The organism is Sorangium sp. So ce204, assembly GCF_051526795.1.
Classification (GTDB): domain Bacteria; phylum Myxococcota_A; class Polyangia; order Polyangiales; family Polyangiaceae; genus Sorangium; species Sorangium cellulosum_B.
The window spans coordinates 202,447-224,494 of sequence record NZ_CP150317.1 but is presented as its reverse complement, the minus strand read 5'-3'; the positions used below and the strand labels follow the sequence as shown (position 1 = coordinate 224,494).

Here is a 22,048-nt window from a genome sequence, read left to right as displayed (position 1 = left end):
CCGGGCGGGCGTGCAGCCTTGTTCTGCCCGGCCGCAGACCGCTGCCCGCACCGGAGCCATACGCGGTGTCCTGGCTCGTGGCACAGCGGTTGCCATCTGGCGCCGGCATGAAACCGAACACGCTCTTCAAGGTCCTTGCGCTGGTCGCTAGCTTCCCGTTCGCCGCCGGCTGCGCTCTCGGCTCCGAGGAGGAGGCAGCGCCCGAGCAACAGTCCCTCGGAGCTTCGTCCGAGGCCGAGGGGATCTGGCTCTCCACGAAATACTCCTTCGGTCTCTGCGCCGGCGAGTGCATCACGACGGTGTCCCGCGACGGCGCGGAGCTCTCGCTCACGGCCTGCACGCACGCCAAGAGCTGTCCCCGCTCGAACCTGGCGACGCTGACGGACGAAGGCGCGCGAAAGCTCGACGAGATCGAGGACGCGCTCTCGAGTGTCGCCCTCGACGACCGCTACGGCTGCCCTGACTGCGCCGACGGCGGCGCAACGTCGGTGCGCCTGCGCCGCGAGGGTCTCGAGACGTCGCACATCTACGAGTACGCCGGGGCGCCGGCGCCTCTTCTGGCGCTCGATCACCTGGTGGCCGACCTCCGGCTCGGCCTGGACTCCTGCACATCGGGACCGCTCCTGAAGCTCTCGTCGGGGTGCACGCCCAAGTGAACGCGCTCGACCGGAGGCTCCGCCGTGTGGGCTCGTCTGGGTGAGACCGCCGCCGCCGGAGCCGCGCCCGGCCAGCGCCGCCCGCCGGAGCGGGCGCTACCCGTCGTCCGGCAGGTAGAGCTTCACGTCGTCGAACTCGGCGGTGCCCTCGTAATAGTTGATGTGCGGATCACCGAAGAAGAAGTGATCCGGGTAGGCCGACCCCGCCGGCCAGGTCTCGAAGGTCTTGCCGAAATCGACGGTCTCGTTGGGGTGTTCCGCCTCGATCTCGTCGGGGCGCTGGTTGTAGTGCCACGTCACCGGCGGCTCGCGAAAATCCCTCCGCGCCGCGTACGTCGTGCGGCCGCCGTGGTGGAACCTGCCCGCCGCGGACATCGCATACCCCCGGCCGTCGCGCTCGACGGTGAAAAGGTAAGACTCCCTGTCGAGGTACTTGTCCACGAAGATGGGGCCGTCCTTCCACCCGCCGGCGGTGTACGACGTGAACCCATTTCCGGTCCACGGGCTCCCGAACGCGTCGCCGCGGAGCCAGATCATGCTCACATAACGTGATCCGTCCTGCTCGGCGCGGCCGGTCGAGGGGTTCCAGACCCGCGACCAGGGGCCGTCTTCGCCGAAGTTGCTGTCCGTGTCCATCACGACCTTCCGGTGGTGATGGATGAAGACGTTGTTGTGAGGGGCCGGCCGCGGATAATCGGTGATGCAGAGAAAGTAAACACCGTTACCGAACGTCGCCGACTGCGGCGCGGTGCTGCGATCGCTGAACCGCCAGGGGTCGGCCAGCTCGTCCCCGTCGTAGCCGTTGGTCTTGCCCCCGTGCGTCCAGCTGCCCTCGCGCAGGCCGCCGAAGTCGATGTTCGAGACCGTCACCTCCACGCGGTACCGCGCGGGCAGCGGCGCGGTCGAGCGGAGGATCGCGCCGTCGTAATGGCGGGTGGAGACGAGCCTCGCCTTGCCGCCCGCCGCCTCGAAGCGGCCGCCTGTCTCGGGGACGCCGTCGCGGTCGCTGTCGCGGCCATACAGCTCGACCGTGAGCCAGCCGCCCTCGCCATACGTGAAGAATTTCCGGAACGATCGGAACCTCCGCAGCCCTTCCCGGAACACCTCGCCGCCCCGCGCGGAGAAGAACTCACCATCTTCGTCGAAGACATCGACGTGATAGGGGCTCTCGTCGCCGTACCGATCCTCGGTCCACGCGGCGGGCTCCTGGAACGGCGCATCGAAGGTCTCGTGGTGGACGAGCTTCCAGCCGGCGCCGGCGGCCCGCGCCGCCGGCTTCGACCCGCCGCCGCTCGCCCCGAGCGCCTCGGGCGCGGGCGCGCGCGAGCACGCCGCCGGCAACACGAGGGCGAGCGCGGCGAGGCGTCGCGTCGACGCCTCGCGCGCGCGGGCGGCGCCACGCCGCATCAGCGGTTGGGCTGCGGGGTGAGGCGCAGGTACGGGCGGACGGCGTTGTACCCCTTGGGGAACTTCTGCGCGAGGACGGCGGGGTCCTGGAGCGAGGGGACGATCACCACCTCATCGCCGTCCTTCCAGTTCGCGGGCGTCGCCACGGAGTGGCTGTCCGTGAGCTGGAGCGAGTCGATGAGGCGCAGGATCTCGTCGAAGTTGCGCCCCGTGCTCGCCGGGTACGTGAACGTCGCGCGGATCTTCTTGTTCGGATCGATGACGAACACCGAGCGCACCGTGAGCGTGTCGCTCGCCTGCGGGTGGATCATCCCGTAAAGGCCCGACACCTTCCGGTCCACGTCGGCGAGGATCGGGTAGTTCAGCTTCGTTCGCTGCGTCTCCTCGATATCCACCGACCAGCGCTTGTGCGAGTCGACGTCGTCGACGCTGAGCGCGATGGGCTTCACGCCGCGCTTGTCGAACTCCGCCTTGAGGTTGGCGACCGCGCCGAGCTCGGTCGTGCACACCGGGGTGAAATCCTTCGGGTGCGAGAACAGGATCACCCACGAGCTCCCGGCCCACTCGTGGAATCGGATGGTCCCGTGCGTGGACTCTTGCTCGAAATCAGGCGCGATGCTTCCGAGTTGCAGGCTCATGACATTCCCTCCTGGCCGTAGCCTGGTCTCCGCTATGGCGGAGGAATCTCCGTCAAGCCGCTCAGCGTGTCAAGCCGGGAGCGGCGGTGTTTCGTGCCGGGACGCCGAAGGCGCGCTCTACCGCACCGCACCGCGCCGCGCCTGGCCGGCGCGGCCGCGCCTCAGAGCGCGCCGACCTCGCGCCGGAGGCCGCGCCACGGGATCTCCCGCGGCGGCGAGGCGCGGCGCTCGCCCGCCCCGTCCGGCTGCGCCGCGGTCGAGCACGCGCCGTGCTCCAGCAGGTGCAGGGCCTCGGCGAGGCACGTCTCGCCCGCGTCGCCGAGCTCTGCGCCGAGCGTGTCGTCGGCGGCGCAGTCGGGGGGGAGGCCATCGTAGAAATCGCCCTCTTCCTTGGCGTTGAGCACCCGGAACGCGATCGGGTGCACGACCATGTCGCAGTTGTCCCATCCGTACATGCCGACGGGCTTGCCGTGCGTGGTCGAGCCGACGATCTTCACGTCCATGTAGGCGCGCAGGCTGTTGATCAGCGACTCGCTCGCGGAGGCCGTCCCGCCGGACGTGATGACGACCAGCCGGGACAGGGGGAGCGGCGGCTGGTCGAGGTCGTCGAACGTCTCCCGCTTGTCCCAGTCGACGTGCCTGTCGTTGTGCGCGGTGATGTCGAGCAGCGCGCCGGGCTCCGCCGGCCGGTGGATCAGGCTCGCGAGGTGCCTCTCGACGGAGAGGCGCCCACCGCCGTTGTAGCGCAGGTCGAGCACCAGCTCGTCGACCTGGCTCTCCCTGAACAGCGCAAAGGCGCTGTCGAGCTCGCTCACCGAAGGCTCGATGAAGGTGGTGAGCATGAGATATCCGACGGTCGCGGACCCTGTTTGCAGGACACGCGGGCTCACGACCGTGGTGATGCCATACCACGCCTTCCGGAGCGCGACCGTGAAGGCCTCGACGTCCGCGCGCTCGATCGTCAGCGACATCTCGTACCCTTCCTCGTCGGGGCCCGCGAGCTCCTCCCAGAGGTCGTCGCTCACGACCTGCTCGACGTCGATGCCGTTGATCGCCACCACCGCGTCGCCCCGCCGGAGGCCGGCCTCTCCGGCAGGCGAGCCCGGCTGGATCAGCGCGAGCCGGAGGCTGGACTCCTGGTCGAAGCTCCACCGCATGCCGAACCCGAGGGTCTGCCCTTCCCGGAAGAACGCGTCGTCGACGCTCTTGGTCGAGATGTAGCTCCAGCGGTCTCGCGGCTCGGTGACGAGATCCACGAGCAGCGCCTCGGGCGAGGGGTACGCCCGGTAGTCCAGGTCGGGTACGCCGTCGTACCAGAGATAGGCGTCCTTCATCAGCTCGAACAGGAACTGGTTCTGTCCCTGCGGTGAGCAGTCTGCTTTTGGCTCTGCATCACCGTCCGAGGCGGTGCAGCCTCCCGTCGCGGCAGCGGCCAGCGCGAGGGCGCATGTGGAGAGGACCGCGACGAGCTTCGAGGCGACCATGCGCCTCAGCTCACCACGAAACGGAAAGGGCGAGCAACGGGGTTGGGTTGGCTGGCGGTTCGACCCGGTTCGACCCGACCGGGGTTGGGTTTGCCGGCATCCCGACCGGGGTTGCGGGACGATCCCCGACCGGGGTTGGGTTGGCTGGCGGTTCGGTTCGACCCGACCGGGGTTGGGTTTGCCGGCATCCCGACCGGGGTTGGGTTCGCGATCCCCGACCGAGGTTGGGTTCAGAGCGGCCTCGGTCCCCCGGTCCCCCGACCGGGGTTGCGGTCCACTGTAACCCATCTCACTCTGTCGCCGCGACCAGATCCCGACCGGGGTTGAGGTTTATCGGAGGTTTATCGGAGGTTTACCCCGACCGAGGTTGAGGTTTATCGACCGGGGTTGCGGTCCACTGGGTTGAGGTTTATCGACCGGGGTTGCGGTCCACTGTAACCCATCTCACTCTGCCGCCGCGACCAGATCCCGACCGGGGTTGGGGTTTGCCGGGTTGAGGTTTGCCGGCCGCGGCAGCCCATAGTTGTCCCGCAACGTCTTCCCCGCATATTCCGTCCGGAACAGCCCACGCTTTTGCAGGATCGGGACCACGTGCTCGACGAACGCCTCGAGCCCCGACGGCAGCACCGGCGGCATCACGTTGAAGCCATCGGCCGCCCCCTGCTCCCACCAGTGCTCGATCGCGTCCGCCACCTGCTCGGGCGCGCCGGCGAACGTCCGGTGGCCGCGGCCGCCGCCCAGCCGCCCGATCAGCTGGCGCACCGTCAGCCGCTCCCGCCGCGCCAGGCTCACGATCAGCGTGTACCGGCTCTTCGCCCCCTCGATCTGATCCTCGCTCGGAAGATCCCGCGGCAGCTCCGCGTCGAGGTCGAGCTCCTCCGGCTTCACCCGCAGCGTCTGCGCGAGCTGGCGCTTCGCATACTCCGGCTTGATGAGCCGATCGAGCTCGGCGTCGAGCGCGTGCGCCTCGGCCTCCGTGGCGCCGATGACCGGCACGATCCCCGGCAAGATCTTGATCGACCCCGGATCACGCCCCAGCGCGCGCGCACGCCCCTTCAGATCCACATAGAACCGCTGCGCGTCCTCCAGCGTCTGCTGCGCCGTGAACACCGCCTCCGCGTACCGCGCCGCCAGCTCCTTGCCGTCGTCCGACGAGCCGGCCTGCACGAGCAGCGGATACCCCTGCGGCGAGCGAGGCACGTTGAGCGCCCCCTCGACCTTGAAGTACCGACCCACGTGCCGCGGCGGGTAAATCTTGCGGTCATCGCCCCAGACGCCGTTCTCCTTGTCGCCGAGCGGCGCGTCGTCGCCCCAGCTGTCCCACAGCTTCAGCGACACATCGATGAACTCCGCCGCCCGCGCGTACCGGTCGCTGTGCGCCGGCAGCTCGTCCAGGTTGAAGTTGCGCGCTGCGTCCACGCCCGCCGTCGTGACGATGTTCCAGCCCGCCCGACCCCCGCTGAGGTGGTCCAGCGAGGCGAACCTCCGGGCCAGGTTGAACGGCTCGTTGTACGTCGTCGAGGCCGTCGCGATCAGCCCGATGTGCTCGGTCACCCCGGCGAGCGCCGCGAGCAGCACCGTCGGCTCGAGCGTCCCGGCCGGCCTCCGACCGACGTTGTTCCACAGCACCGGGCTGTCGGCGAGGAACACCGAGTCGAGCTTCCCCCGCTCCGCGATGCGGGCCAGGTTCTTGAAGTGCGCGACGCTCGTGTTCGCGAACGGATCGCTCTCGGGCAAGCGCCACGAGGCCTCGTGGTGGCCGACGCTCATGAGAAACGCGTTGAGATGCAGCTGTCCGGGTCGTTGGGTCACGGGGAACTCCGTTCCAGTTCAGGGTTCGCGTCAGGATCTCCGGCAGCGGCCGCGCCCGGCGCGACCCCCAGCGCCGAAAGCAGCGACTCGCGGTGGGCGAGGAACCGCGGATCGCGCAGCGGGCGCGGCGCCGGCAGATCGATCCGCCGCTCCTCGGCGATGCGGCCGCCCTCGAGCACCAGCACCCGATCGGCGAGCGCGATCGCCTCGTCGACGTCGTGGGTGACCAGCAGCACCGCCGGTCGGTGCCGCGCGCACAGCTCGCGCAGCAGGTCGTGCATGCGCGCGCGGGTCAGCGCGTCGAGCGCGCCGAACGGCTCGTCGGCCAGCACGAGCTCCGGATCGCGCACCAGCGACCGCGCCAGCGCCACCCGCTGCTGCTCGCCGCCGGACAGCTCGACGGGCCACGCGCGCTCCCGCCCGGCGAGCCCCACCTCCGCGAGCGCGTCCAGGCCGCGCTCCCGGGCCTGCGGCGCGTCGAGCCCCAGGATCACGTTGTCGAGCACCCGCGCCCACGGCAGCAGCCGCGTGTCCTGGAACACGACCGCCCGGTTGTCCGGCACGTGCAGCTCGCCCGAGCCGGTCACCTCGTCGTCCAGCTCGGCGATCGCCCGCAGCAGCGTGCTCTTGCCCGATCCGCTGCGGCCGAGCAGCGCGACGAACTCGCCCCGCTCGATCGTGAGATCGATCCCGTCGAGCACCACGCGGGCGCCGAAGCGGCGGATCAGGCCGCGGATCCGCACCGCGGGCGGGGCCGCCGTCAGCCGGCCAGGATGCGGCGCCATGACAGGGCCTTTCGCTCGATGAGCCGCACGGCCGAGTCGGAGGCCAGGCCGAACAGCCCGTACACGACGAGGCCGAGCAGGATGATCTCCGTCTGCCCGTACGAGCGCGCCAGCGACATCATGTAGCCGATGCCGCTCGTGGCGTTGATCTGCTCGACCACCACGAGCGCCAGCCACGCGCCGGTCACCGCCAGCCGCAGGCCCATCAGGAAGCCCGGAAGCGCCCCCGGCAACGCCACCTTCCGGATGAACTGCCACCTCGTCAGGCGGACCGTCTCGGCCAGCTCCACGTAGCGCGCGTCGATGGTGCGCAGCGCCGCGTGGGTGTGGACGTAGACCGGGATGACGACGCCGAGGGCGATGGTGAGCACCTTCATCTGCTCGCCGATGCCGAACCAGAGGATCAGCAGCGGGATGAGCGCCAGCGTCGGGATCGCGCGCTTGATCTGCACCGGCCCGTCGAGCAGCGCCTCGCCGACGCGCGTCAGCCCGGCGAGGAGCGCCAGCACCGTGCCCAGGCCGGCCCCGAGCGCGAGCCCCAGGAAGGCCCGCTGCGCCGACGTGAGCAGGTTGGACAGGAGCCGCCCGTCGGCGATCAGCTCGTGGGCCGTGGTCACCACGGTCCACGGCGCGGAGAGCACGCGCGCGTCGAGCGCGCCCGTCGCCGAGGCGGCGGCCCAGAGCGCGAGCAGCAGCGCCGGGCCGAGCGCGAGGCCGTACGGGATGCGCCGCCCCGGGCCCAGGCGGCGCCGCAAGCGGCGGCTGGACACGCGGCGGCCTGTCGGGGCGCCGGACGGCGGCGCGGAGACGTCCGCGCTCGCGGTGAGATCCGGGAAGCTGGCGAGGCGCGGCGAGCCGGCGCTCGTGGGCAGTGCGGTCGTCATGGAGTGCTCCTGTCGGCCGTCGCCGGCCGGTCCGTCGGTCCGGCGCCCTCGGCGGCGCCGGCCACCTCCGCTCCGATCGTCTGGAATCGGAGGTCGAAGATCGTCCTGGCCTCGAACCGCTTCTGGCCGGAGGCCTCGGCGAGCAAGTCGGCGGTCTCCTGGGTCAGCGCGATCGCCTCGGACCAGTCGCGCGGAACCTGCGGCTTGCCGGCGGCCTCGATGAGGAACCGCCCTTCCTTCGCCGAGAGGCCCTGATCCTTGACGTAATACGCCTCGATCCAGGCCTCCGGGTGCGCATAGGCCCACAGCTGGGCCCTGGCCCGCCACTTCGCGTAGTCGTACAGCGCGGCCGCCTTGTGAGCGTCCTTGAGCGCCTCGGCGCGCACATGAAGGAAGCCGAGGTTGTCGCGGACGCCGTGCGCGATCGACGAGGCGCCCTCGGCGCGGTACTCGTTGAGATAACGCATCAGGGTGACGCCGGCCAGCGGCGCGACGTCGACCTGGCGGCTGGTGAGCGCCTCCTTGAACTCGGTGCTCCCGAGCTGGACGAGCGTCACGTCCTTCTGCGACAGCCCGGCCTTCTTCAGCACGCGCAGGACGAGCGCGCCCTGCGCCTGCCCCGGCGAATACGCGATCTTCTTGCCGCGGAGATCGCCGATGGACGCGACCTGCGCGCCCGGCGCGGTGGCCAGCTCGTAGATGGGCTTCTCTCGCACCTGCACCGTGAGGATCTTCACGTCGACCCCGGTGAAGGTGGCGTGGATGGGCGGCGTGTCGCCGACCGCGCCCGCGTCGAGCACCCCGGCGCGGAACGCCTCGATGGTCTGCGGTCCCCCGCTGATGTTCTGCCAGTCGACGCGGAACGGCAGCCTGTCGATGTCGCCGGAGAGCTGGAGTTGCTTCTGCACCGTCGGATCACCGATGCTGAGCCGCGTCTCGCGCGGGATCTCGGCCGGGATCGGGGCGTCCGGGGCCAGCGTGGCAGCCGCGCTCGCCTCGCCGTCGCGCTTGCACCCGGACGAGGCAATCAGCGTAGAGAGCGCAGAGAGCGCGGAGAGCGCCGCGAACGTCGCGAGTGAGCGAATCCTGTCGATGAACGGGCGCAGATGGACCTCGGTGCGCGGCTGGAAGCGGTGCCGTTTCGCGGATGCCCGGGCGCCGCCCCGCCCGCCGCCCAGCCGGCGGGGAGAGGAGCGCTCGGGAGACGCCGGGATGGGCCTCGCGGAGCCGATGGCTCGCGGCCCGTCCTCGGGATCGTCTCGCCACGACGAGCAACGCCCATGCCGCCGCGCCGCTCGCCCGTGGACGGCGCGGTCCAGCGGCCCGCGCCCGCCGTCGCGCGGCGCCCGCCGGCCGCGGGACGGCCGGGCCAAGGCCGCGCTGCTTCCCCAGCAACAGCCGGTGGTGATCCGCTGCTCCGGCGCGAGCACGGCCCGCCTCCCTCCGGCGGGGGCAGGCGCGGAGGGGGCGGCCCGCTACCGCGCCGCGGCGGGGGCCTCGCGCCGCCCCTGGACGCCGAACGCGTCGAGCAGGTAGTCGCGGAAGGCGCGGATCTTGGACGGCAGGAAGCGCGTCCCGGGGTGGACGAGGTACAGGGAGGCGGCGCCGTGGATCGCGTAGTCCTTGAGCACGGGCACGAGCCGCTTCGCGTCGAGGTCGCCCCGCACGTTGATCGCGGGGACCAGCGCGATCCCGCCCCCGGCCAGCGCCACCTCGCGGCAGAACGAGAAATCGGAGGCCGAGATCGCCGCGCGCACCCGGAGCTCCGCGCGATCGCGGCCGTCGCGCGCCGAGAGCGCGATCGTCGCGTGCCCGCGCGCGGTCTGGGCGAGCAGCAGCCGGTGCCCCTCGAGGTCCTCGGGCCGGCGCACGGCCCCGTGCTTGCGGAGGTAGGACGGCGCCGCGAACAGGCCGACCTCGATGTGCTGCAGCTTGTGGGCGATGAGCGACGAGTCCGGGAGGCTCGAGGTCGCGCGCAGGGCCACGTCGACCTGGTGGGCGTCGAAGTCGAGGAGCGCCTCGGTGAGCAGCAGCTCCAGCGAGATCTCGGGGAAGCGCTCCGCGAAGCCGGCCGAGAGCGGCGCCAGGATGCTCAGCCCGAGATCGAACGGCGCCGTCACGCGCAGGTGCCCGCGCGGCCTCGAGCGCGCCTGCTGCACCGCCACGTTCGCGTCCTCCAGCAGCTCGAGCGCCCGGCCGACGCGCATCCGGTAGGCGAGCCCGTCCTCGGTCGCCTGCACGAGCCGCGGGCTGCGGCGGAGCAGCTCCACCCCGAGCGCGTGCTCCAGGCGCGTGATGCGGCGGCTGACGCTGCCCTTCGTCTCGCCCAGCGTCCTCGCGGCCGCCGTGATCGACCCGAGGTCGACCACCAGGCAGAAGGCCCGCAAATCGGTCACATCCGCGTCGACCGTTTCCGTTTTGGCAACCTGGCGTTTCATTGCAGGGTCATTGTACCACTCCCGGAAACGACCTAGGGTGGGCTCATCATGGATCGCCGGGCTGCATTGAGGCTCCTCCTTGCCGCGGGCGGGGCCGCACCGATCGCCGGCGCCTGCGGGCGCTCGACGCCGACCGCGCCCGGCGCGGCTCCTGCGTCGAGCGCCACGTCCGCCGCGGCCGAGAGAGGTTCGATGTCCGACACCCAGCACGAGGCGCGCGAGGGGCGCATGCCGGCCCTGTTCCTCGCGCACGGCTCTCCCTTCCTGCTCGACGATCGCGCGTGGGTCGCCGAGCTCGCCGCCTGGGCGCAGGCGGTGCCGCGCCCCACGGCGGTTCTCATGATCTCGGCCCACTGGGTGGACGCGCCGGTCACGCTCGGCGCCACCGAGGCCGTGCCCCTCGTCTACGACTTCTACAACTTCCCCGAGAAGTACTATCAGGTGACGTACCCCGCGCCCGGCGCCCCCGCGCTCGCGCGGCGCGTCCGGGAGCTGCTCGGCCCGCTGGGGCCGGTCGCCGAGGCGCCTCGCCGCGGGCTCGATCACGGCGCCTACGTGCCGCTCCTCTGCATGTACCCGGGCGCGGACGTCCCGGTGCTCCAGATCTCTTTACCGACGCTCTCTCCAGCGCCGCTCCTCGAGATGGGACGAGCGCTCGCGCCGCTCCGCGACGAGGGGGTGTTGATCGTCGGCAGCGGTTTCTTGACCCATAACCTCCGCGCGGCAGACTGGCGCGGAGATGCGGTCGCGCAGCCCTGGGCCACGGAGTTCGACGCATGGTGCGCCGAGGTCCTCTCGCGGCGCGACGTGGGCGCGCTCATCGAGTACCGCGCCCGCGCGCCGGGCGTGCGGATGGCGCTCCCGACCCACGAGCATTTCGTGCCGGTCGTCGCCGCCATGGGGGCGTCGATCGACGTGAGCGAGCCTGTGCAGTTCCCCATCACGGGGCTCACCTATGGCTCGTTCACGAGACGTTCTGTGCAGTTTGGCTGACCAATAAGGAGATTGTCTCTCATGTTCACCGCTCGTTTCGCTCGCATCGCCCTCCCCGCCGCGCTCTTGCTCTCGCTCGCGGGGTGCGAGGACCCGACCAAGGACAAGCCCAAGGCGACCATCTCGACCGCCGCGCCCGCGCAGACCCAGGCCGCCGCCGCGCCCTCGGGCCCCGCCGAGGCGCTGCCCCTCGACGCGGCCGCCTCGACCATCGGCTTCGTCGGCTCGAAGGTCACGGGCAAACACGAGGGCAAATTCGAAAAGATCTCGGGCTCGATCACGCTCGCCGGCGGCAAGGCCGCGGGCGGCAAGCTCACCGTCGAGGCCGACGCGTCGTCGGTGAAGACCGACGCCGAGAAGCTCGACGGCCACCTGAAGTCGCCGGACTTCTTCGACGTCGAGAAGTACCCGAAGGCGACGTTCACCTCGACCGAGATCAAGGCCGGCGGCGAGAAGGGCGCGACGCACACCATCACGGGCGAGCTCGATCTGCACGGCGTGAAGAAGACGATCACCTTCCCGGCGACCATCACCGAGGGCGCCGATGCCGTCTCGGGAAGCGCCGAGTTCGTGATCAACCGCAAGGACTTCGGCATCGTCTATCCGGGCAAGCAGGACGATCTGATCCGCGACGACGTGCTGCTGAAGCTCTCGCTCAAGGCGCCCCGCAAGCAGGGCTGAGCGACGGCCGGACAACCGGCGGTCGTGAGGGAGGACTATCCTCCCGTGATCCTGCCGCGCAGCGAAGCGGCGCCAGGTCAGCCGACGCGCTCGCCGAGCACCACCGCGACATCGTCCGGCAGGTTGCCGGAGGGGAGAGTCACCGCCTGGATCAGCGCCTCGACCGCCGTTTTCACGTTGCCCGTACCCGCAAGAGCGTTGATGGTCGCAAGCGACGTGTACTTCAGCAGGCCGTCGGTGGCGACCAGGAGGCGTCCCGAGAGCGGCTGGCGGGGAATGATCGCAGGCTTGCACGCGCCGCTGCCGACCAGCGGCTTGCGGCGCTGCCCCGCCGTCAGCTCGATCGGTCCGTCGGGCGTGACGAGGAGCGCGCCCGAGTCCCCCACGCTGGCGCCCCAGAGCTCGCCTCGGCTCACCTGGACCACGACGAGCGTCGTCTCGCCACATCTCGGCTCTGCTTCGAGCTCACGGTCGAGCTGGCTGAGGCGCTCGCACCAGCCGTCCGCGTCGAGCTCCCTCTCGGCGCCGAGCGCCGCCATCGCACTCGTCGCCGCGCGGGCGGCGGCCGCACCGCCCGACAGCCCACCAGCCCCGTCAGCGACGGCCACGGTCCACCGATCGCCGCGGCAGCTCAGCTCGAGGCGATCCTCGTTCGCGCTACCTGCCACGCGGCGTGACCAGAAGCGCATCCAGCCAGACGAAGGTTCGAGCCGCTCCCACTCGCCGCTGCCTTCCGAGAGCGTGATCTGTATCGCGTGAACAACGTTGTCCCGGAACCAGAGGGCTGCCCCCTCGCCGAGGCCGCAGTTCGAGCAGCCGCTTTCGACGAACCCGGGCACCGCGAGGAGTCCGCCCACGTTCTCGCCATGATCGCCGAGCGGCGCCGGGCGCCCCGGCGGATCGAACCAACAAATTCGGTCACCGAGCCTGTACTCGTGCTGCCAGCAGTAGCCGTACTTGTACTGGACGCGCCACTCCTGGGAATGTCCACAGCTGGGGCAGTCCGCGCGAGCGATGACGATGTCGAACAGTCCCATGACGCTTAGTTTGGCTGACTGATCACGGATGTCTCTGCACCAGCATCACCGTGTGCGCGCAGGAAACCAGCGCCAGCGCGAACAGGTGCACGATGCCGAAGCGCTCCAGATTCCCATCGAGCCCGCCGTAGGCCTTCCGGACCACGAAGAGGGCGATCGCAGCTACCGCGTGGACGCCTCCCAGGAGGCCGGTCGGGATTCGCAGCAGAGACCCGACGCCGAACACGGTGAGGGCGAGGCCGCACAGCAGGAGAACGCTGAGCCCGGTCCGCGTCTTGCTCGGCTCGCCGTCCTTCCAGAATCGCCACCAAGGGCGCCATCCGAGGACGTTACCGCGGCGAAGACGGCGGGCACACTCCTGAACGCACGCGCTGCAAATGCTGACATTCGCGGCAGCGATGAGGCGCTCGAGGAGGGCCACCTCGCGCCGGCAGAACGAACACTGAGAACGCGCGTCAGCGACGCCGTCGCTGGCTGCCACTCGATCCGACAGATCAATCCAGATGCCCGACATAACAGCAAGCTCTCATCACACCTCGAGCTGTAGCTTGTCGTCGTAGGGCCATAGATCGTCGTGCGGTTTCGTCGTAAAAATGAAACAGCGATTGGTGACCAACTCGACGCGCTCCTCCCGCGTCAGGCCATCGTCATCTTCGATCGTTGACTCCAGCGTGCCCAGATCGCGCTTACCGTCGACGTTGTAGTACAGCCTTGGGCCCACTCGATAGTCCCTGCGGAAGGCGGTACGCCACTGCGAGTTGCTGCCCCAGCCATCGGAAAGGTCCTTCTCGGGGCGGTTCTTCCGCCGGTACGTCCAGTACATGGTAGATGATTCGGCGATGTCCTTGCGGATGATATCGCTGCCGCCGCGCACGCGCGCTCCGGCCCGAGAGAAGAGCATGTCACCGAGCATCAGGCACGGCCAGGAGCAGCTGACGAGCGATACCGGCTGACGGCGGTCATCGGCGTACTCGACCTCGACGATCTCGTGATAGAACGGCGAGAACGAGGACGTCTCGGCGATGGTGAGCCCCAGCGCCTCCGCGAACGTTAGGTACTCGGCCTGCGAGATCAATGGCCCCGGCCAATCCGATCCGTCCGCCGTCCCGCGCTGAAACCGCAACAGCAATGTATCATTGACGCGACTCAATGCATACAGCCGCCACAGGTCCTCGACGTCCGCGGATGGAATGGGGCTCCCGCGCCGGGAAGCGAAGGAGCGGAGCCAGATCCGCTCGTCGGCATTCGCCGTGAGCCAGGGTACGAGCACATCCGGATAGAGCGAGCCACCGTCGTAGTCGAGGAGCGATTCATAGAGCTCACGGTAGGTTGCTTGTGCGCTGTGCATTGCGTTCCCCGATGGTCCTGACGATGCTGGCGTTCAGCCGCGGGTGCCAGACCGAGCATGTCGAGCGAGCGCGCCGTCATCCACCAACGGCTCGCTGGGCGGCGTCACCAGCGTCACGTCGGCTCCTGTCCTCGCGGGCGAAATACTTCGTCTATGCGGGCCTGGAGTAGCCTCTTGGCGTCGCCACGAAGCGGCTCACCATGAGCGCTGATGAGATGGTGAAACGGCAGGTCGGCGAGGCGGCGAAAATCGGAAACGTCGGGGGCGCACGCATCTCGCCAGGTCGCGGGGATGTTCGCTGCGCCGATCAACCCTTGGGCGACGAACAGCGCGCCCGTTTCTTCGGAGAAGAAGGGGTCGACGTGTGACCAGTTCTGGACAGCATCGCAGGTAATGAGGATTCCGCCCTCCAGCGGGAGCAAGACGGCCGCTTCCGGAAACCGCGCCGTCGTGAACTCGAATACGGAGCCTCCGTGCGCCGGGAACGGGCCCCCTGCTGCGAGCGCTCGGTCGGCAGGCCGGCCGTCGGCCGCCACCGCCTCGGGGAGCGCCCACAGGGTGGCGCCGTAACGGTCGCGATAGAAGGGATCATCTCGGCCGTGGAATGCTCCGAGCCGCACGATGTGGCGGACCTGGCCGAGGGCGTCGAGCTGGCGCAGCCCTTCCTCGGTCAGGCGCACGGTGTTCACGAGCGTGAGGTCTCGGTCCTGTCGGAGCACGGTCATCGTGCGGCTCGTCTGGAGATCGATCCCGGCGTGGTGAGTCCTGTTCGTACCCACGACATAAAAGACCTCTGGGAATGCGTCCTGTACCTCGCCATGCGGCCATGCGGGGCTGTGTTCGAGCATCTGGAAGGCTCCGGCGAATGATCTGGCGCTCAGCGGGGGCGCGAAGCGCTGCCCGATGGAACACCTTGTTGAACTGCGTCTTCGGTCAGGGGGGTCAGCTCCCTGGTCATCATGATCCGCGGCGAGACCTTGAACCCCTGCCCCTCATACAAAACGATCGCTCGCTGATTGTCCGGTCGCACCATGAGATGGACGGCGTTCACGCTGCGCTCCCGCAGGTGTTGTACGGTCGATTCCAGCAGGGTCCGCCCGAGGCCCCTCCGTCGGGACCCAGGCTCCACGAAGATTTCCGTCACGAAGGCATCACGCCCCGCGAACTCGAGATCATACCCGAACGTGGCCAGGCTATAACCGACGAGGAGGCGACGCGCGCCGACACGCGCAACCAGGATCAGCCCGAGGTCCTTGTCGTTGAGCACACGGTGCAGAGCGGGAATCATGGCCTCGGGCCTCCAGGGAATGCCCTCGGCCTCGTTGAAGGCGACCATCAACGGAAGGATGTCGTGCGCGTCTTCACTCCTGGCGAGCGCTATTTCTTCGGGCTCTTCCATGTTCGTTCACCCGCGCCGCTGTCTTGGTCCGCACGGCGCCGCGCCTCGGCCGCGCCTCCAGAGCTGCCCGCACGTAACCGATACTACAGGGATCTGCGGCTTCTGTCAGGCCGAGCCTTGCATCTGCCGAGCGCGGTCCTTCCGCGCCACGATCGTGCTCGCCGCGCCGGTCTCGGCCAGGGCGTGAGAACGATGCGCGCATGGTCCACAGCGACGTCTCTCGACACGCCCTCTGCCTGCTCGCAGCCTTCTCCGCCTCCGCGCTCCTCGCCGGGTGCAGCGATCACGACGCCGTGCCGCCGCACGAAGGCGATCCGGTCTGCGCCGGCTGGGGCGACGAGGCGCCCGCCGACGGCGTCCTCGAGCTGCCCCGCCCGACCGGCCCGCACCCGGTCGGCACGCAGATCCGGGCCCTCACCGACGGCGCGCGTGGAGAAGAGGCGACGGAAGATCCCGACGACCGCCGGGAGCTCATGGTGCAGCTCTTCTACCCGGCCGATCCTTGCGGCACAGGGCAGCTCGCGCCGTACCTGTCGCCGGAGGAAGGCGACACCCGCCGCACGACCGGCGGCCTCCCGGCCGAGGACGGCTTCGAGGCGAGCATCCTCACGCACGCGCGCGTGGGCGTGCCGCTCGCCGAAGACGGCGCGCCCTACCCGGTGCTCCTCTTCTCGCACGGGTTCGGGATGCTCCGCGCCGACTACACGAGCCTCCTCGAGGACCTGGCGAGCCACGGGTTCGTGGTGGCCGCCATCAGCCACACCTACGACACCGAGCTCACGGTGTTCCCCGACGGCCGCGCCGTGCCCTTCGGCTCGGTCGTCCTGACGCCGGCGATGGACGCGCCGCCGGAGGAGATCGAGGCCTTCACGCAGGCGATGGGCGAGCACGTCGGGGTCTGGGTCGACGACGCGCTCTTCGTGCTCGACGAGCTCACGGCCGCCGCGCAGGACGACCCGGGCGGCCTGCTCACGGGCCGGCTCGACCTCGATCGGCTCGGCGTGCTCGGCCACTCCTACGGCGGCGCGATGGCTGCCCAGGCGTGCGCCCGCGACGACCGCTTCGACGCCGGCCTCGACATCGACGGCAGGCTCTTCGGGCCGCCGGACGGCGCCGGCGGCAGGGGCCTCGCGCAGCCCTTCTTCATCCTGCTCGCGGCAGACCACCCCGACGATCCGAGCATCGACGAGACCTACGGCGCGCTGAACGGCCAGGGCTACCGGGCGCGGGTCGAAGACACCGCCCACCTCACGTTCTCGGACCTGCCGCTGGTCGTCGAGCACTTCGTCGGCGAAGGCGCCCTCCCGGAGCTGCTCGGCACGCTCGATCCGGCCCGCGCGGTCGAAATCACGAACGCGTACACGCGCGCCTTCGTCCAGGCGCACGTGCGCGGCGAAGCGGCCCCGCTGCTCGACGGCCCCTCACCGGAGTACCCGGAAGTGACCTTCGAGAAGCGGCCCTGACGCGAGGCGAACCTGCTGAGTCCGCCCGTCCGTCCACGCAACGCGCCACGTTCGCCCGCAGACCCCCGCGCCCGCCCGCAGACCCTGCGCCCACGCGCCGCGCCCGCCCGCCGGCCCCGCGCGCCTCGCCTCGGCGCCCTGGAACGTCGAAGATGTCAACCCCCCATGTCCGCGGTACACCCACGTCATGGGCGCTGTAGAGTCGGTCCCCGGAGACCGCCGCCGTCCTCAAGCCCCTGGAGAGGTTCATGCTGACGAAGCTCAACGAGCGTGAAGCCGTCGCGTCTTGCGAGCGCTGCTGGGAGCAGGAGATCGTCCCCGCGCTGCACGACTACATCCGCATCCCCAACAAGTCGCCCGCCTTCGACCCCGCCTGGCGCGAGAACGGCCACATGGACAGGGCGGCGTCGCTCATCGCGGCCTGGTGCGAGGCGCAGCCGATCCCCGGGCTCACGGTGGAGGTCGTGCGCATCGGGAACCGCACGCCGGTGATCCTGATGGAGGTGCCGGGCACGCGCGACGACACGGTGCTCCTCTACGGGCACCTCGACAAGCAGCCCGAGATGACGGGGTGGCGCGAGGGGCTCGGCCCCTGGGAGCCCGTGCGCGAGGGCGACAAGCTCTACGGCCGCGGCGGCGCCGACGACGGCTACTCGGCCTTCGCGTCGCTCGCGGCGCTGCGCCTGCTGCACGAGCAGGGGATCCCGCACGCGCGCTGCGTGATCCTCATCGAGGGCTGCGAGGAGAGCGGCAGCCCGGACCTGCCGGCCTACATCGACGCGCTCGCGGGGCGCATCGGCAAGCCGAGCCTCGTCGTGTGCCTCGACTCCGGCTGCGGCAACTACGACCAGCTCTGGACCACGACGTCGCTCCGCGGGCTGCTCCAGGGCACGCTCGACGTGAACATCCTGCGCGAGGGCGTCCACTCGGGCGTGGGCAGCGGCGTTGTGCCCTCGAGCTTCCGGATCCTGCGGCAGCTCCTGTCGCGCATCGAGGACGAGCGGACCGGGCGCGTCCTCGTGGACGCGCTGCACGTGCAGATCCCGGAGGAGCGCGCGGCGCAGGCGCGGGCCGCGGCCAACGTGCTGGGCGCGTCGGTCGTGAGCGAGCTGCCGTGGGTGAAGGGCGCGGGCCCGGTGACCGGCGACACGGCGGAGCTCCTCCTGAACCGCACCTGGCGCCCCGCGCTCTCCGTGACGGGCGCCGACGGCCTGCCGCCCATCGCGGGCGCGGGCAACGTGCTGCGCCCGTTCACGAGGGCGAAGCTCTCGATGCGCCTGCCGCCGCGCGTCGACCCGAAGAAGGCGGCGGCGGCCCTGAAGGAGGCCCTGGAGAAGGACCCGCCGTACGGCGCGGAGGTCCGGTTCCACGTGAGCGAGCCGTCCGCCGGATGGGACGCGCCGGCGACGGCGCCCTGGCTCGAGGCCGCGGTGCGCAAGGCGTCGAAGACGTTCTTCGACCGGCCGGCGATGGGGATCGGCGAGGGCGGGACGATCCCGTTCATGGCGATGCTGGGAGAGAAGTTCCCGGAGGCGCAGTTCCTGATCACCGGCGTGCTCGGGCCGCAATCGAACGCGCACGGCCCGAACGAGTTCCTGCACCTCGGCATGGGGAAGAAGCTGACCTGCTGCGTGGCGAGCGTGATCGCGGACCACGCGGCGCGGGCGCGCTGAGGGGCGCCGCGGCGCGCTTTGCAGACGCGCGCGACCGCGGGCGGGGGCGGTCGCGAACGGGAGCCCGCGCGCGCCGCCCGTTGCCACACTGTTGCCACACCGTTGACACACCGCCAAAATCGCCGTGTGCTGGTGCCGAGGAGAACATCGTGATGGCACAATTTCGATATGCCGCGCTCTGCCTCGCTGCGCTCTGCGCGGCAGGCTGCGGCTCGAGCGACGAGCCCGGAGATACTACGGGCACGCCGGGCTCGGGCGCGACCACCACGTCCCAGAGCTCGAGCTCGAGCGGCGCAGGCGGCGACCCAGGGGGGACGGGCGGCGGGACCGCGACGACGACCGTCGTGGTGAACGAGATCTCGGCCAAGGACGGCGACTGGATCGAGCTCGGCAACCCGGGCCCGGGCTCGGCCGACCTCGGCGGGCTCGGCCTGTGCGACTCCGACGACAGCGGGGAGCCCAACACGGCCGACGCGCTCAGGTTCCCCGAAGGCACGCAGCTCGCCCCCGGCGCGTACCTGCTCATCGTCGGCGACCAGCTGCCCGAGGACGGCCCTGGGCCCCACACAGCGTGCCTGCAGGACGGCGGCCCGAGCAGCTGCTTCTACACGACCTGGAAGGTGAGCTCCTCCAGAGGCGAGACCGTCTACCTCATCTCCGAGAGCGACCAGGTGCTCGCCGAGCTCAAGTACCCGATCGAGGCCGCAGCAGATGGGGAGACGTGGGGCAGGTTGCCCGACCTGACCGGCGAGGGCGCCGTCACGGCGCCGACCCCCGGAGAAGCGAACGCGGCGCCCTAGCTCGGCCCGCTGGGAATCCGGAGAGAGAGAGAGAGAGAGAGAGAGAGAGAGAGAGTCAACGCAAAGGCGCAAAGGCGCAAAAAGGAAAAGGAATGAGTATGGGACATCTTTGCGTCTCTGCGCTCTTGGCGCCTTTGCGTTCAACTCTCTCTCTGCACCGAACCGCGATGCGCGTGTCACTGACGTCCGCGATCGAGGTCCTCCGCGCCCCGCGGCCGCTGCCGGATCGCCTCCGGGCGTCCCGTCCGTGCGGCGGACCTGCACCAGACGCCTTGGCGCGCTGGGCGGCGCCGGCGCTCGCGCTGCTCCTGTCGGCTTGCGGCACCTCGGATCCGCCGGCGGTGCGGGAGACGGGCTGCCCTCGTTGCACCGGAGCCGCGCGGGTCGGCGCGCTCCCGAAGGGCGACATCGACGAGTGCTCCGGTGTCGTCGCCAGCGGGCTGCACCCGGACACGCTCTATGTTCACAACGACCACGGCGATGACGCCCGGTTCTTCGCCATCGGGTTCGGCGGCGCGCTGCGGGCCGAGGTGACCGTGGCCGGCGCGGCCGCGGTCGACTGGGAGGACATCGCGCGCGGGCCCTGCCGTTCGGGCGGGGGCAGCTGCCTCTTCCTCGCGGACATCGGCGACAACGACGGCGAGCGCGACAGCTATACGATCTACGGCGTGCCGGAGCCGGACACGCTCGGAGGAGGGCCGCTCGCCTCGAACGCCGAGGTGTTCGTGCTCTCGTACCCCGACGGACGCCACGACGCGGAGACGCTGCTCATCCACCCCGCCACCGGAGCGCTCACCGTCGTGACGAAGGTCAACAAGGGCACCTCGAGCGTCTACGAGCTGCCAGCGCTGCCCGCCGCGGGCGCGCCGGCGACGCTCGTCCGGACGGGCTCCATCGAGCCGCCCGCCGGGAGCGCGCGCTTCACCAGCGGCGACGTCCACCCGGACGGCACGGGCGTGCTGCTGCGCACCTCATCCCACGTGCTCTACTACCCCATGACACCGGATCAGACGGTGGCGCAGGCGCTGGCCGACCTGCCCTGCGTGCTGCCGTCGCCCGACGAGGAGCAGGCCGAGGCGATCGCGTGGGTGCCCGGCGGATGGGACTATATGACGGTCGGTGAAGGGAAAGAGGAGCCGATCCACCGCGTGTCCTGCCAGGCACCCTGAAGGACGCCCGAGGCGCCGAGTCCGCGCGGGTCGGCGCTCGCGGCCCGATGAGGACACGGCTTCTCGGTGGACGAGGCTTTCTGTATCCTCATCCTCCTCCCGCCACCGAGTCCGCAAGGAGGACCATCATGTCGCGACATGGGAAGACCGCGGCCGCGCTGCTCGCGATAGCGCTGCTCGACGCCGGCTGCGGGTCCTCCGAGCAGGACACGTCCTCCGGCGCGACGGGCGGCGGATCCACCTCGGTCAGCTCCGCGTCCAGCGCGACCGGCGGAGCGTCGTCGAGCGACGCCAGCAGCGCGTCGACAGGCCAGCCGCCCGTCAATCCGGGCGAGGTCGACTGCCGCACCCCAGGTGACGGGAAGTCCACCCTGGCCTTCGTCAACAAGTGCGACAAGCCGCTTCAGTTCCTGGGGAGCCTCATCGACGGCGGGGAGCTCGGCCCGGGGCAGTTCGCGTGCCGCGACGTGGGCACCAGCGAGGAGCCGCTGTCGTCCCTGCGCTACTGGGCATACGCCGGGTCGGACCCCGGCGGGGGCCGGCACACGCTGGCCGAGATGACCCTCAACACCGATTTCAACGACTTCGATTGGTACAACATCAGCCACGTGGACGCGCACAACCTCCCGATGGCGATCGTGCCCGTCGGCCTGCCGGACTGCCGGACGCTGTCGTGCCCGACGAGCCTGCTCGCGCAGTGCCCGGACGAGGGCCGCTACAAGGACGAAAGCGGCGCGACGATCTCCTGCGTGAGCCCTGACCGGGACGATCCCGCGACCCCCGTGGCCGCGTACTTCGAAGAGCAGTGCAAGGACGCGTATTCGTGGTCCGGGGACGACCAGGAGTCGATGGCCGCCTGCGCCGGGGAAGACTACGACATCGTGTTCTGCCCCTGATGTGCGGAAGCGCTCACGCGCCCTGTTCAGCGCGCAGCGTCGGCCCCCCGCCGCCCTCGACCCACGCGACGTGCACCCCGTGCAGGCCCGCAGCCCAGGGAGCCGCGAGCTTCTCGAGGGCCGCGGCCACAGGCGGGCTCTTGCCCAGCCCGATGGCATGGCGGGCGAGGCGCGGGCCCCTGTCGAATGCATGAGGCCAGGCCCGCAGATCCCTGACCCCGGCGCGCTCGAAGGACGAGAGCAGCGCGCGGATCCGGCCGCGCACCCAGCCGAGGCCGGAAGCCAGGCCCTCGGGTTCGGGCGCCTCGACGGTGATCACGGCCCAGGCGGCGTGGTGCCGGTGCAGCGGCGGGGGCGCGAGCAGATCGGGCAGCGGATCGCGGCCGTCGGCCAGGGCCGACTCCACGGCTTCCCAGGCGGAGTACAGCTCGTCGGACAGCGTCGCGAGGGCGGCGGCGCCGACGGTATCGCTGCACGAGCGCACG

General features: G+C 70.5%; 22 protein-coding genes. 8 read left to right on the top strand and 14 right to left on the bottom strand.

Translation table 11 applies throughout. The annotated features are described in order from the left end of the window. Positions 1-107: 107 nt before the first annotated feature. Positions 108-656 carry a hypothetical protein gene (locus WMF22_RS00895; protein WP_438034533.1) on the top strand — a complete coding sequence of 183 codons (549 nt, stop codon included), beginning with the start codon at positions 108-110 and terminating at the stop codon, positions 654-656. Between the two features lie 96 nt (positions 657-752). On the opposite strand, the gene WMF22_RS00890 is transcribed toward WMF22_RS00895, so the two are convergent. The 8 genes from WMF22_RS00890 to WMF22_RS00855 form a co-directional block, all read right to left on the bottom strand. Beyond that, positions 753-2,063 (bottom strand): hypothetical protein, encoded by a 1,311-nt coding sequence (locus tag WMF22_RS00890; RefSeq protein WP_438034532.1) that lies wholly within the window; start codon positions 2,061-2,063, stop codon positions 753-755. Continuing rightward, a complete protein-coding gene (locus WMF22_RS00885) occupies positions 2,063-2,701 on the bottom strand; it encodes a peroxiredoxin (protein WP_272097229.1) in 639 nt (212 codons plus the stop codon). The genes WMF22_RS00890 and WMF22_RS00885 overlap by 1 nt, the downstream gene beginning before the upstream one ends. A 161-nt stretch (positions 2,702-2,862) precedes the next feature. Beyond that, positions 2,863-4,185 carry a S41 family peptidase gene (locus WMF22_RS00880; RefSeq protein WP_438034531.1) on the bottom strand — a complete coding sequence of 441 codons (1,323 nt, stop codon included), beginning with the start codon at positions 4,183-4,185 and terminating at the stop codon, positions 2,863-2,865. A gap of 444 nt (positions 4,186-4,629) precedes the next feature. Next, entirely contained in the window at positions 4,630-5,997 is a 1,368-nt protein-coding gene (locus WMF22_RS00875; RefSeq protein WP_438034530.1) for an LLM class flavin-dependent oxidoreductase, read from the bottom strand. After that, the gene (locus WMF22_RS00870; RefSeq protein WP_438034529.1) at positions 5,994-6,782 is read right to left on the bottom strand and encodes an ABC transporter ATP-binding protein; all 789 of its coding nucleotides are present in this window, start codon (positions 6,780-6,782) and stop codon (positions 5,994-5,996) included. The genes WMF22_RS00875 and WMF22_RS00870 overlap by 4 nt, the downstream gene beginning before the upstream one ends. Beyond that, positions 6,758-7,666, bottom strand: a complete 909-nt coding sequence (locus WMF22_RS00865; protein WP_437297220.1) for an ABC transporter permease — start codon at positions 7,664-7,666, stop codon at positions 6,758-6,760. The genes WMF22_RS00870 and WMF22_RS00865 overlap by 25 nt, the downstream gene beginning before the upstream one ends. Next, positions 7,663-9,039, bottom strand: coding sequence for an ABC transporter substrate-binding protein (locus tag WMF22_RS00860; RefSeq protein WP_438034528.1), 1,377 nt, complete (start codon positions 9,037-9,039; stop codon positions 7,663-7,665). Before WMF22_RS00860 ends, WMF22_RS00865 begins: the two co-directional genes overlap by 4 nt. Before the next feature lie 102 nt (positions 9,040-9,141). After that, complete coding sequence (locus WMF22_RS00855) at positions 9,142-10,062, bottom strand: LysR family transcriptional regulator (protein ID WP_437297218.1); 921 nt, start codon at positions 10,060-10,062, stop codon at positions 9,142-9,144. Positions 10,063-10,296: 234 nt separating this feature from the next. Between WMF22_RS00855 and WMF22_RS00850 the strand changes: the two genes are divergently transcribed. After that, positions 10,297-11,097 carry a dioxygenase family protein gene (locus WMF22_RS00850; RefSeq protein WP_438034527.1) on the top strand — a complete coding sequence of 267 codons (801 nt, stop codon included), beginning with the start codon at positions 10,297-10,299 and terminating at the stop codon, positions 11,095-11,097. Between the two features lie 21 nt (positions 11,098-11,118). Then, positions 11,119-11,778, top strand: a complete 660-nt coding sequence (locus tag WMF22_RS00845) for a YceI family protein (protein ID WP_438034526.1) — start codon at positions 11,119-11,121, stop codon at positions 11,776-11,778. A gap of 77 nt (positions 11,779-11,855) precedes the next feature. Here WMF22_RS00845 and WMF22_RS00840 read toward each other — a convergent pair whose 3' ends face one another. The 5 genes from WMF22_RS00840 to WMF22_RS00820 all read right to left on the bottom strand — a co-directional run bounded on the left by WMF22_RS00840 (position 11,856) and on the right by WMF22_RS00820 (position 15,562). After that, positions 11,856-12,815, bottom strand: a complete 960-nt coding sequence (locus tag WMF22_RS00840; RefSeq protein WP_438034525.1) for a protein phosphatase 2C domain-containing protein — start codon at positions 12,813-12,815, stop codon at positions 11,856-11,858. 22 nt (positions 12,816-12,837) lie between these two features. Then, positions 12,838-13,329, bottom strand: coding sequence for a ClpX C4-type zinc finger protein (locus tag WMF22_RS00835; RefSeq protein WP_438034524.1), 492 nt, complete (start codon positions 13,327-13,329; stop codon positions 12,838-12,840). Positions 13,330-13,344: 15 nt separating this feature from the next. Then, positions 13,345-14,163, bottom strand: coding sequence for a hypothetical protein (locus WMF22_RS00830; protein ID WP_438034523.1), 819 nt, complete (start codon positions 14,161-14,163; stop codon positions 13,345-13,347). 113 nt (positions 14,164-14,276) lie between these two features. Then, positions 14,277-14,888 carry a hypothetical protein gene (locus tag WMF22_RS00825; RefSeq protein ID WP_438034522.1) on the bottom strand — a complete coding sequence of 204 codons (612 nt, stop codon included), beginning with the start codon at positions 14,886-14,888 and terminating at the stop codon, positions 14,277-14,279. A gap of 152 nt (positions 14,889-15,040) precedes the next feature. Beyond that, entirely contained in the window at positions 15,041-15,562 is a 522-nt protein-coding gene (locus tag WMF22_RS00820; protein WP_437297212.1) for a GNAT family N-acetyltransferase, read from the bottom strand. Between the two features lie 200 nt (positions 15,563-15,762). Between WMF22_RS00820 and WMF22_RS00815 the strand changes: the two genes are divergently transcribed. The 5 genes from WMF22_RS00815 (at position 15,763) to WMF22_RS00795 (ending at position 21,563) form a co-directional block, all read left to right on the top strand. After that, positions 15,763-17,025 carry an alpha/beta hydrolase family protein gene (locus WMF22_RS00815; RefSeq protein ID WP_438034521.1) on the top strand — a complete coding sequence of 421 codons (1,263 nt, stop codon included), beginning with the start codon at positions 15,763-15,765 and terminating at the stop codon, positions 17,023-17,025. Positions 17,026-17,273: 248 nt separating this feature from the next. Continuing rightward, positions 17,274-18,698 carry a M20 family metallopeptidase gene (locus WMF22_RS00810; RefSeq protein ID WP_438034520.1) on the top strand — a complete coding sequence of 475 codons (1,425 nt, stop codon included), beginning with the start codon at positions 17,274-17,276 and terminating at the stop codon, positions 18,696-18,698. A gap of 152 nt (positions 18,699-18,850) precedes the next feature. Further along, the gene (locus WMF22_RS00805; RefSeq protein WP_437297209.1) at positions 18,851-19,498 is read left to right on the top strand and encodes a lamin tail domain-containing protein; all 648 of its coding nucleotides are present in this window, start codon (positions 18,851-18,853) and stop codon (positions 19,496-19,498) included. Positions 19,499-19,671: 173 nt separating this feature from the next. Continuing rightward, a complete protein-coding gene (locus tag WMF22_RS00800; RefSeq protein WP_438034519.1) occupies positions 19,672-20,667 on the top strand; it encodes a hypothetical protein in 996 nt (331 codons plus the stop codon). Positions 20,668-20,795: 128 nt separating this feature from the next. Beyond that, positions 20,796-21,563, top strand: a complete 768-nt coding sequence (locus WMF22_RS00795; protein WP_438034518.1) for a thaumatin family protein — start codon at positions 20,796-20,798, stop codon at positions 21,561-21,563. A gap of 13 nt (positions 21,564-21,576) precedes the next feature. Here WMF22_RS00795 and WMF22_RS00790 read toward each other — a convergent pair whose 3' ends face one another. Next, a complete protein-coding gene (locus WMF22_RS00790) occupies positions 21,577-21,969 on the bottom strand; it encodes a hypothetical protein (RefSeq protein WP_438037356.1) in 393 nt (130 codons plus the stop codon). Positions 21,970-22,048: the final 79 nt, after the last annotated feature.